The organism is Clostridium psychrophilum, assembly GCF_018861705.1.
GTDB classification, from domain to species: domain Bacteria; phylum Bacillota; class Clostridia; order Clostridiales; family Clostridiaceae; genus Clostridium_AD; species Clostridium_AD psychrophilum.
Map to the genome: position 1 here is coordinate 1 of NZ_JAHLEC010000021.1, position 11,637 is coordinate 11,637.

Here is an 11,637-nt window from a genome sequence, read left to right on the forward strand (position 1 = left end):
TTGTATTTCATGAGAAGTTCTAAATCCGTCAAAGAAGTTTACGAAAGGTATTCTTCCCTCTAGTGCTGTTAAATGAGCAACTGGTGAAAGATCCATTACTTCTTGTACACTATTTGATGCAAGTAGCGCAAATCCTGTTTGTCTAGTTGCCATTACATCTTGATGATCTCCAAAAATGTTAAGTGCATGAGTTGTTAACGCTCTAGCAGCTACATCAAATACTCCTGGTAAAAGTTCTCCTGCAATTTTATACATGTTTGGGATCATTAATAATAATCCTTGAGAACATGTAAAAGTTGAAGTTAAAGCTCCAGTTTGAAGTGAACCATGAACTGCTCCTGCAGCGCCTGCCTCTGATTGCATTTCCATGATTTTAACTTTTTGACCAAATACATTTTTTGTTCCTTTAGCTGCAAGTTCATCACAATATTCTGCCATTGTTGATGATGGCGTTATTGGATAAATTGCTGCCACATCGGTATATGCATACGCAACGTGTGCAGCTGCTGTATTACCATCCATTGTTTTCATTTTTCTCATTTAATAAGCCTTCTTTCGTTAAATTATTTATCTGCTTTCAAAGCTGTTGCAGCGACCCAAGGAGATGATTTAATGCTTAAACTCCACATTTAATGTTTACATTTATGAACCACCATAATTTTATGAAGAATTCAAGATATTACTCCTATAATATAGCATTTTGCTCGTCACCCCTCAGGTATTTCAAGTCTTGTCAATCTATTTTATTCACAAACTTTTCCTGGATTTAATATATTTTTAGGATCAAACGCTAATTTTATATTTTTCATAAGACCTACATACACAGGACCTAATTGTTCTAGCATATAAGCTTTTTTAGCAAAACCAATCCCGTGCTCTCCGGATACTAAACCTTTAAGTTCCCTAGATTTGCTATACATTGCTTCAAATACTTCTGCAATTTTTTTGTCCCATACTTCATCTGTAAGATCATCCTTTAACACATACACATGTAGGTTACCATCACCTGCATGACCAAAACTTCTTATTCTTATATCAAACTGCTTTTGAAGTTCATTAGTATAATTAATAAATTTTGCAACCATGTTTCTTGGAACTACAACGTCACATTCATCCATATAACTTGTTGTTGCTTTAACTGCTTCAAGAAAAGCTCCTCTTGCAGACCAAACAGCTTCTTTTCTTTCATCTGTATCAGTAATAAATACATCAAGAGCACCTTGCTCTAGGCAAATATTTGCAACGCCTTCATAATCTTTTTCTATTTCTTCTATAGTATTACCATCAAAAGTTAATAAAAGGTATGCATCTGACGAATTATCTGGGAACTTTTTACCAAGGAACTCTTCAGCTGCAAGAATAACTTCTCTTTGCATAAATTCTATTGCAGTTGGTGCTGCTTTTGATTTAACTATCAACGGAACTGTGTTTATTGCCATATCAAGGTTAGGAAAAGGTATTAATAGTGATACAGCTTTTTTAGGTAATGGTATAAGTTTTAATATTATTTTTGTTACTATAGCGAGTGTTCCCTCTGACCCACATATTAAATCTTTTATGCTATAGCCAGTAGAATTTTTAACTACTTTTCCACCAACTTCAAGTATTTCTCCACTTGGAAGCACTACTTCAAGACCTCTTATATAATCCCTCGTAACCCCATATTTAACAGCTCTCATTCCACCAGCATTTGTATTTATATTTCCAGCAATTGTTGCAGATTTCTCTCCTGGATCTGGTGGATAAAATAAATCAAACTCTTCAACATATTTACTTATCTCCATTAAAAGAACACCTGGCTCGAGTGTTAGCATTAAGTTTTCTTCATCGATTTCAAGTATCTTATTCATTCTAGACATATTTATCATTATTCCACCGTAGATAGGAACTGATGCTCCAACTAGCCCTGTTCCTGATCCTCTTGCTACAACTGGGATCATATTATCAGATGCATATTTCATAATCTTTGACACTTCAGCAGTATTTAGAACTTCAACTAATACTTCTGGCATTTTACTTATTCCACCCATTTCATCATGGCTAAAATCATCATTTATATTATCGCCTGTAAACACTCTATCTTTGCCTAATATAGAAACTAGAAATTCTATGTCCTTAGCATCAATTTTTTTATAGCTCATAAAATTGCCTCCTTGATTACTTATTTAGTGTAAGTACTAACCTAGTTAGTGAACACTCCCTATTTATTTTGGTCACAAACTTATTTGGTGAACTCCTAATTTTTCTTAGTGAACTCCCAACCTATTTAGTGAACCGCTACATTATCTTTTCTTATTAACGAACACAATATTCTGCACCAAAGTTTTTGATGTCATCAATTAATTGAGGAACTATTTCATATATATCTCCTACTATTCCATAATGAGCTACATTGAATATAGATGCATTTGGATCTTTATTTGCTGCAAATATACGCTCCGAACCATTCATTCCAGCTGTAAATTGAACTGCGCCAGAAATTCCAAGAGCTATTATGAGTTTTGGTTTAACTGTTCTGCCTGAAAGACCAATTTGTTTTTTAGCATCAATCCAACCCGCTTCAATTGTTGGTCTTGTACCTGCTACTTGAGCATCAAGAAGATCAGCAAGTTCTTGAATCATAGCAAGGTCTTTTTCTGATTTTAAAGCCCTACCAACTGCAATTATTACCTCAGCATCTGATATATTTTCTTCAACTTCTTTTTTAGTAACTTTTAGTACTTCTATATTCGATTTAAGTTTTGCTCTATCCATTTCACAAATTGTAATTTTACCTTTTGCCTCACATAATTTTTCAGGAGCATTCATAACCTTATATCTTACTGTTGACATCTGTGGTCTATTATTAGGACATATTATTTGAGCCATAATATTACCACCAAAAGCAGGTCTTATCTGTACTAAGTCTGTATTTTCTTTCATTTTAAGTATTGTGCAATCAGCAGTAAGTCCTGTTCTAAATCTTGCAGCAACTCTAGGAGCAAGTGATCTACCAATAGTTGTAGCTCCAACAAGTAATGATGATGGTTTTACCTTATTTACAAAATCCTCAAATGCTGCCGTATAAGGTTCTATTCTAAAATCTTTTAGTTCTTCGTAATCGTATACAAAAACCTCATCCACTCCATAACTAAGTAATTCTTTTGCTTTTTCCTTTATATTATAACCAATGAATACACAATAAACTGGGAAATTAACAACTTTTGCAAGCTCTCTAGCTTTTCCAATAAGTTCAAATGTTACAGGATGTATAACCCCTTCAACATGATCAACATATACACCTATACCTTTCCATAAGCTCTTATCAACTTGTTTTTCCTTTGTTTCAATAAATTCCATTACACCAGTTGGGCCCTTTTTAACGCATACCTTACACATTTTACAGCCTGCATTAACTTCGATTTTTCCATTATTGTATTCAATAGCACCAAAAGGGCAAATCTTTATTAACTCTTGAACATTTGTTTCATTTACTTTCTCTTGATTACAAATTAATTTACTCATTAGAATTCCACCCTTCTTTATACAAATTTTAATTCTTTAAGTTTTGATGCTATTTTTGAACTAAGTTGTGCTCCAGTACCTGTCCATGTTTCACGATCATTGTTTACAGATGGTGGAAATATTCTCTCAACTTGAGTTGGTGAACCGTTAAGTCCATATTTTTTTTCATTCTTATCTTCAAAATCATTTAATGTTATCATTTTTATATCTCTATCTTTTGTAGCTAGTTTCTTCCTATAAGAAGGAAGTCTTGGTTGATATATGTCTTTATCTACAGTTAGAAGACATGGGAATTGAACCTCGGCTACTTCTATAGTATCTGCCATATCCATTTCTACTACAATTGATTTTTCTTTTAATTCTATTATTTTTAAAACGTTTGCAATGTGAGGAATACCTAAATATTCTGCCATTTCTGGTCCTACTTGAGCAGTGTCACCATCAATTGTTTGCTTTCCACATAATATAAGATCAAAATCGCCCATTTTCCTTACTCCCTGCGAAATTGTATAGGATGTAGCTAGAACATCAGCGCCTGCGAACTTTCTATCAGAAATTAATGCTCCCTCGTCTGCACCCATCATATAAGCTTCCCGAATTACATCCTTTGCTTGAGGTGGCCCCATAGTAATAACCTTTATTAATCCGCCTTGTTGTTCCTTAATTTTAAGAGCTGTTTCTAATGCAAACAAGTCAAAAGGATTCATTTTGGAATCTACACCGTCTCTTTTTAAAACGCCTGTAACTGGATCTACTTCAACTTTTGAAGTTCCTGGAACTTGTTTTATACAAACTAATATTTCCATATATATCTTCCTCCTATATTTTGTATAGAAATTATAAACATTATTTCAATGGTCAGATGGTCTGACCACTTTGTAGTTTCATAATAACATACTATTTAGAATATTTCTATAACATTTTGAATATTTATATAAATTTGTGAAAAAGTTTACATGTATATATGAATTTTATATATTAAGAGGTGTTACAATTATTTTATATATTTTTTTAACAACATTTTGGAAGCTTCATTTCTGCCATATTCTGTGAGTGGCAGTTGTTTAGCTTAGGGAAATTGATTTGGTAGAAGTCTAAATCTGCTTCCAAAGTTGTCAATGCATCTTTTTCAAAGCTGTTGCATCGACCCCGGAGATGATTTAATGCGTATTAACCAACAATTAAGCATATTAATAATAAAGGCAATTTTTTATAGATAAAGAAAGGAATGATTTTATGAAAATACAAAAGGCTCCTAATGAATCTAAAAATAACTTTGAAAATAAATATATTTTTAATATTATTTTAAGCAAAAATAAAATTCCAATAAATTTAACAGGCCTCACAATATCTCTTTTAATTTTAAAATTGGGTTCAGAGATAGTAATAGATTCCGCTCATATTGTAATAACTGATGCCATACATGGAAAAATAACAATAACATTATCTGATTTGAATATTTTATCAATTGGTAATTGTAAGACACAAATATTATTAATAAATAATAAAAACAAGAAAATAAAGTTCCCCGAATTTACGATTAACTCAATAATAAACAATACTATAAAACAAAAAGATGTCATTTCACAAGTTGATGTATCGCACCACTGTGAACATAATCATATAAAAAATGTACAAAGGAAAGTTGTTGACACTAGTACAAATAATACAATACAATTTGCTTTCGTAACGGATCTTCACGCTGATGATTACAAAAATTATTATGATCAAATTGTAAAACACTTAAACGCTGTTATAAATATTGAAAGTTACGGAATATTAGATTTTATTGCTATAGGTGGCGATATACATTCTGGTGTTTATAAAAACAAAGGAAATCCTAAAAGTAAACTAAGTGAAATCGCAAAAATATTAAGAGTATCCAAAACACCTGTATTTGTACTTCACGGTAACCATGATGATAATAGTTATACTGTTGTTTCACCTAAAAATCCTGTTTTATCTAATCTTATTACTAAAAAAGAATGGTTTAATCGAATGATAAAACCTTTTATGAATGGAGAAATACATGATTCTAAGGATAATATGAGTCTTTATTATTATAAAGATTTTTATGACAAAAAAATCAGAGTAATATGCCTTGATTCAACAGACTATCCAATAATAAAGAATAAAGATAACACTGTAAAATGGTGTGGCCAAAATTTTTATGGATTTGGATCAAGGCAAGTTTTATGGTTACAATCTGAAGCTCTTAATACACTAGATAAAAATGATTGGTCAGTTATAATATTATCTCATATGGCTACAAGGGATAAAGATTTGATGTATAACGGTTCTAATCCATATAATGGTACTCTTGTTGAGGGAGTATTGAAATCATTTATGAACGGTGACGAATTTTCAGCAACCACTTCAGGAGATTATGGTCTATCAGTAAATGCCAACTTTAAAAGCCAAGGTCCAAGAAAAATACTATGTTACGTCTATGGGCACACGCATACTGACAATATTAATAAGCCTGTTGATTTGGGATGGAATTTTATAAATACTGCTTCTTGCTATAGTTCAGGCATTAAAGAAAGAACTTTAGGTACAAATAAAGAAGATTTGTGGGATGTTATCGTTGCAGATAAAATCACTGGCGTTATCGATTGTTTTAGATATGGATATGGCGTTGATAGACATATCTTGTAATTTATAATAAAACCAAAACATATAAAAAAATACTTGTAGCTAAACACGTAAAATGTTTATCTAACAAGTATTTTTTTATTATTAATGATTTTTTTAAACAATAATTTCTTTGAAATCACTTATTTCAGCAACAGCGAGTGTTGCATTATCAAGAACCATTCTTGATTTGGCATTTATATAAAATCCATTAGGATAATCTTTAAACATTTTAAAGTATTCTGCTTTTATTTTGTAAGTTGATTTCTGTCTTCCATTTGAGGGGGCTCTTCCATCCACTTATGTATAATCATTAGTTTTCCACCTTTTTTTGCATAATCAAATGTATCCTTTGCAATAATTGCAAGTTTAGTATGTAAATCACTTCTCATACTAAAGGATGTACCTAAAGCATTGTAACCTATTGAAGAGCTAGACACTAAACTTGTTATATACATCATAAGTTTATCAGAAAAAGGTGTCTCAGTTGAATCTGTAGCTCTACCTGCCCATGTACTCGGAGGCTGAATATCACTTTGTAATAATACATTACTTAAATTAGTAATAATCTTTTTTGCTAATTCTTTACCTTCTATGAAATATTCTTTAACTTCACTTTCCGCTGCAACTTGTGCAAACCCTGTCATCAACTGCATACCAAAAATGTTATCTTCAATAGCTTCATTAATAAAACCAACTTCAATTGTATTTAATGCACGTTTATCAGCAAAAATATTATGGCCACTCATGTAATTTTTATCTTCAATAAATTCTATTTTTTGGGGCACAGTTACATACGGTGGCTTTGCAAGCACTCCTTTTTCTAATAGATAGTTTGTTGTCATAACATAATACTTATCAGAAAGATCATAATTATGCTTTAATATATCATGAGCTTCTTTTGTAAATGACATAGCTGAAAATACTGCAGAATGACCAAAATTTAATTTCATCATTTGGCGAAGGAACATTATATTAAAAATGTCATCAAATAGAGGAGGTGCTTCTTTTACCACGTCACGTTCATCAAATCCCATTGGAATAACTGCTTTCTCATTATTAAATACATTCACAATTTCATTCAGTATATTTTGTCCTTGAGGAATATAGGTACTTAATATGTTTTGAGCCTCTTTATCAATAGTTTTATCTTTAAACAAATCAAATATTATTAACCTTGCTGACTTTGATATATAAGTCATCCATAATGTACCTAATTCTGATGAAGTTAATTGTATTTTCGCTTCTGTAGTCATATAAACCCTTCTTTCTATTAAAATTTATAATATGATATTAATAAGAATATATATATATATAATTCTTATATTAGAGAGTTTGAATGTCTAAATTTTGATGTTCTCAATTAATCATTATGCTTTAATTTGTCTTACATTATTATGCTTTAATTTGTCTTACATTATACTGTTATATGATATTTTCATAAATAACTCACATTTTTGCTATTATGTTTGGTGTATTTACTAAGACGTTTATGTATCTTCTATAAATATAAAAACCACGAATGAATATAAATAACTCCATAATATTAATTTGTATAACCCAAAATATACGTATACCATCCAGTAAAATATTGATATAATAACATATATGAAGTTGTTACTATTGTTAATTCAAATAGATTATAAGTTCTAACTAATCCGAATATTTGAGTAGGTTATGCCCATAATGTCATTTCGATTCCCCCAGTATTAAGGAAAAGAGCCTTAAAAATGGAAAACACTTATATTACGAATAAAATGAAATAGTATATGAGCATAATAGCAACTCCAAGAGGAAGTCCTAGCTTCATCCATTCTTTACTTTTGATTTTTAATTTTCCAGAGGAAATAATATTTGGAATGTTACCTGGAATCATCATTCCTCCACTAACAAGTAATCCAATTAACACAGCTTTAACTTGCGTCAAAGACATTTTGGAACTTATTTCAGCCGCAGCGAGTGTTGCGTTATCTAGCACTGCTGAAGACATATTAACCCAATATAAATAACGAGTATCAAGAGGTACTATATAAGCTTCAATTATTGGTTTAAAGCCCTCTCCAAGTAATTCTAGTGCAATAATGAACATAAAAATTTTAATAGCTCTTATGAGGATTATATTATTTGACTCTTCTATATCATTTTCATCTACACTCTTTGTGTCAATTTTTTCTTCTTTACCATACCATGCTCCAATAATTCCAAGAACCAATATACCAGGTATAATATAAATAGCAAAGTTCTCAAAAAGATACCAGAAATCTACATTGAGCTTAGATACCACAATTGTAGATAGTGGTTCACCTATTGGCGTTAATATTGCCCCAAGCCCAATTGAAAAACATGAAACTATATTAATATTTATTTTGTTTTTTCTACTCACTGGTAATATGCTAACTATTTCTACCAGAAGAAGGGCAGCAATAATTGCAGTTATAATACTTGATAAAAGCCCTATAATTACTACTAATAAAAATATAAAAAGTTTTAACGGAACACGTTTTAGAATATGTGTTAATCCTCTTTTTATATGACTAGTAATTGCTTTAAACAAAAATCCACCTAATAATACTGCAAAAGTTATTATATACATAAATTTATTTTCGAGTATATATAAGAAAAGTTCTTTATTTAAAACTCCTGAAGTAATAGCTGCTAACACCCCTACCGTAAATAGAAAAAACTCAAGGTTTCTTTCTACTTTCTTAGATATAATTGGTAACACAAAAGTTATTGCTAAAAGTAAAATTAATATGTATAAAATTATTATCACTCCCTTATTATTATCTATTCCCTAATGTTCTTGTACTTAACAGTAATCCTACCTTTTATTTAGTTCTTCTTGTCTTTTTTCTTTTTTCTTTTTCAAATTTTGAGGTAGTCTAAAGTTAATATAAACAAATCCTATAAACATTACTGAAACAATAATAATTATAAGTATATTTAAAGAATTCATATTATCACCTCCAATAATTGTTAATATATGTTATTTCCCATTTGACAATCAAAAAATAAAAAAGCAGGGAACTCAATATAAGAGTTTCCCACCCTAGAAACAAAATTCTCAGAATCAAACTAAATTTCAGTTTGTCCAACCGCTAAAAAATATTAGATTATAGAGTATATTATACTATATTGTTCTCCTTAACTCAAGTTTTATAATCAATATATACTACAAAACCATTTCAGTATTTAAATTAATCTCATTATTTTCTATTCTCTTCTTTAAATCTTTAACTTTTTTTTCAATTATTTTTGCTGTTTTTATAAATTCTTCATCAGATTTTCCAGTAGGATCATCAAGTCCCCAATCTTCCTCATGCCTATGTGCCATAATTGGACAAACTACATTACATCCCATTTTTATTACAATATCGGCCTCAGGTATATCCTCAATTAATTTTGAAAAGTGGGTTTCATTCATGTCTACCTTATATAAATTTTTTATTATTCTAACTGCATCTTGGTTAATTTGAGGTTTAGTTTCCGTTCCTGCCGAATAAGATTTAAATACAGCTGACCCAAACATCTTTCCCAGAGCCTCTGCTATCTGAGATCTACAAGAATTGTGAACACAAATGAACGCTACCTTTGGTTTCATAATATAATTCTCCTTTATATCTTAAGTAATAATTTTCTCCATAATTTAAGCCTTTTCTTTATCAAAATATTTCTTTTTCCAATGTAATGCAACATTAACTAGTCCTATCATTACTGGAACCTCAACAAGTGGCCCAATAACTGCTGCAAAAGCTTCTTTAGATTGTATTCCAAATACGGCCACTGCAACTGCAATAGCAAGTTCAAAATTATTACTTGCAGCTGTAAATGCTAGTGTTACTGTTCTTTTATAATCAAATCCTTGTTTATAACTAATAAAGAATGATACTGAAAACATAATAACAAAGTAAATTAAAAGTGGAATAGCTACTTTAATAACATCTAAAGGAAGTTCAACAATATATTGTCCTTTATAAGTAAACATAACTACAATTGTGAATAACAATGCAATTAAAGCAAGTGGACTAATCTTTGGAACAAACTTCTTTGTGTACCACTCAGTTCCCATTTTAGGTTCTAAAATTGCTCTTGTGAGAAATCCCAGTGCAAATGGAATTCCTAAATAAACTGCAACAGAGGAGGCCACTTCTCCCATTGAAATATTAACTTTATAACCAGTAAGTCCAAATAAAGGTGGTAATACTGTTACAAAAACATATGCAAATACTGAATAAAATATTATTTGAAATATTGAATTAAAAGCTACGAGTGCTGCAGCGTATTCACTATCTCCACCTGCTAAATGATTCCATACTATTACCATAGCAATACACCTTGCAACACCTATTAATATAAGTCCTGTCATCAAACCCGGATCTGACCTTAAAAAAACTATGGCAAGTATAAACATTAATATTGGTCCAATAATCCAGTTTTGTACCAAAGATAAACTTAAAATCTTTGGACTTTTAAATACCTTGCCAAGTTGTTTGTAATTAACCTTTGCAAGTGGTGGATATAACATTACTATTAGACCAATTGCAATAGGTAATGATGTATTACCTATTGATAGTTTTGATAAAACAACCGATGCTCCCGGTACTGCCCAGCCCAATAAAATACCCACTGCCATAGCAAGGAATATCCATAAGGTTAGGAACCTATCAAGTAATGATAACCTTGATTGTCCTTTCATATTAAAATTCTCCTTTTATAATTATTTTTTTTTAATATAGATATATCTTTTAAATTAGCTATTAACAGCATCCACCCTTACAATCACAACCTTTAGATGGTTTTTTAATAGTTGATTTTAGAGAACTTACTGGCACTTCTAATAATTTAGAAAACTCTTCATCTGTGGGATATTTCTTTGTTTTTACAACAACATCATCAACCATTGTAACTGGAAGCACATCTATTCCGTCATCGTCTAACATTTTATTTATTGTTTTATTATCAACAAATATTTGTGGATTACTTGATACGTTATACCTCTCAACTAAAATACCATTATTTTTTAAATTATTAATTACTGTAGAAACTCTTAATAGCTGTCTGTCAACGCCTGGGCCACAAACTCCTGTTGAACAACACATAGCTGGCTCAAAAATAATCATTTTTTTCATATAAAACACTCCTTTATATTTGTTTATTATTTGCATTCACATTTAGTTTTATCCTTACATATACATTCATCTTTTTCTGTTGTAAGGTTCATAAGAAATAGTATAAGTTTATTACAATTGTTATTATCTAAAGAATAATAACTCCATAATCCCTCTTTTCTACATTTTACAATACCAGATTCCATTAGCACCTTCATATGGTGTGAAAGCGTTGGTTGCGTAAACTCAAAATGTTCTAATATATCGCAGGCACACTTTTCACCGCAGGACAAAATATCAATTATTTTAAGTCTATTTGCATCTGAAATTGCTTTTATATTTTTTGCACCATCATCATAATTTTGTTTCACATCGTCACCTCTTATATTTA

Annotated in this window: 11 protein-coding genes and 1 pseudogene; 1 reads left to right on the forward strand and 11 read right to left on the reverse strand. The window is 30.5% G+C overall.

Going from position 1 to position 11,637, the window contains the following annotated elements; genetic code table 11:
* The 4 genes and pseudogenes from KPL38_RS06760 to KPL38_RS06775 form a co-directional block, all read right to left on the reverse strand.
* A pseudogene (locus tag KPL38_RS06760) lies at positions 1 to 540 on the reverse strand (pyruvate:ferredoxin (flavodoxin) oxidoreductase); the annotation flags it as partial.
* 203 nt (positions 541 to 743) lie between these two features.
* On the reverse strand, positions 744 to 2,141 hold the full coding sequence (locus tag KPL38_RS06765; RefSeq protein WP_216288389.1) for an FAD-binding oxidoreductase: 1,398 nt from the start codon (positions 2,139 to 2,141) through the stop codon (positions 744 to 746).
* Positions 2,142 to 2,295: 154 nt separating this feature from the next.
* Positions 2,296 to 3,504, reverse strand: a complete 1,209-nt coding sequence (locus KPL38_RS06770; RefSeq protein WP_216288390.1) for an electron transfer flavoprotein subunit alpha/FixB family protein — start codon at positions 3,502 to 3,504, stop codon at positions 2,296 to 2,298.
* Positions 3,505 to 3,521: 17 nt separating this feature from the next.
* Entirely contained in the window at positions 3,522 to 4,310 is a 789-nt protein-coding gene (locus KPL38_RS06775; protein WP_216288391.1) for an electron transfer flavoprotein subunit beta/FixA family protein, read from the reverse strand.
* A gap of 430 nt (positions 4,311 to 4,740) precedes the next feature.
* Here KPL38_RS06775 and KPL38_RS06780 point away from each other — a divergent pair, with 430 nt between their 5' ends.
* Positions 4,741 to 6,162 carry a metallophosphoesterase gene (locus KPL38_RS06780; RefSeq protein ID WP_216288392.1) on the forward strand — a complete coding sequence of 474 codons (1,422 nt, stop codon included), beginning with the start codon at positions 4,741 to 4,743 and terminating at the stop codon, positions 6,160 to 6,162.
* Between the two features lie 224 nt (positions 6,163 to 6,386).
* Here KPL38_RS06780 and KPL38_RS06785 read toward each other — a convergent pair whose 3' ends face one another.
* The 7 genes from KPL38_RS06785 to KPL38_RS06810 all read right to left on the reverse strand — a co-directional run bounded on the left by KPL38_RS06785 (position 6,387) and on the right by KPL38_RS06810 (position 11,617).
* On the reverse strand, positions 6,387 to 7,394 hold the full coding sequence (locus tag KPL38_RS06785; protein ID WP_216288393.1) for a DUF3231 family protein: 1,008 nt from the start codon (positions 7,392 to 7,394) through the stop codon (positions 6,387 to 6,389).
* 485 nt (positions 7,395 to 7,879) lie between these two features.
* Positions 7,880 to 8,902 (reverse strand): DUF1646 family protein, encoded by a 1,023-nt coding sequence (locus KPL38_RS06790; protein ID WP_216288425.1) that lies wholly within the window; start codon positions 8,900 to 8,902, stop codon positions 7,880 to 7,882.
* Between the two features lie 57 nt (positions 8,903 to 8,959).
* The gene (locus KPL38_RS19985) at positions 8,960 to 9,094 is read right to left on the reverse strand and encodes a hypothetical protein (protein ID WP_281419330.1); all 135 of its coding nucleotides are present in this window, start codon (positions 9,092 to 9,094) and stop codon (positions 8,960 to 8,962) included.
* Positions 9,095 to 9,310: 216 nt separating this feature from the next.
* Positions 9,311 to 9,739 (reverse strand): arsenate reductase/protein-tyrosine-phosphatase family protein, encoded by a 429-nt coding sequence (locus tag KPL38_RS06795; RefSeq protein ID WP_216288394.1) that lies wholly within the window; start codon positions 9,737 to 9,739, stop codon positions 9,311 to 9,313.
* A gap of 45 nt (positions 9,740 to 9,784) precedes the next feature.
* Positions 9,785 to 10,834, reverse strand: coding sequence for an ACR3 family arsenite efflux transporter (gene arsB / locus KPL38_RS06800; protein WP_216288395.1), 1,050 nt, complete (start codon positions 10,832 to 10,834; stop codon positions 9,785 to 9,787).
* 61 nt (positions 10,835 to 10,895) lie between these two features.
* The gene (gene arsD / locus KPL38_RS06805; protein ID WP_216288396.1) at positions 10,896 to 11,267 is read right to left on the reverse strand and encodes an arsenite efflux transporter metallochaperone ArsD; all 372 of its coding nucleotides are present in this window, start codon (positions 11,265 to 11,267) and stop codon (positions 10,896 to 10,898) included.
* A gap of 26 nt (positions 11,268 to 11,293) precedes the next feature.
* Positions 11,294 to 11,617, reverse strand: a complete 324-nt coding sequence (locus tag KPL38_RS06810) for an ArsR/SmtB family transcription factor (RefSeq protein ID WP_312884166.1) — start codon at positions 11,615 to 11,617, stop codon at positions 11,294 to 11,296.
* Between the last annotated feature and the right edge of the window lie 20 nt (positions 11,618 to 11,637).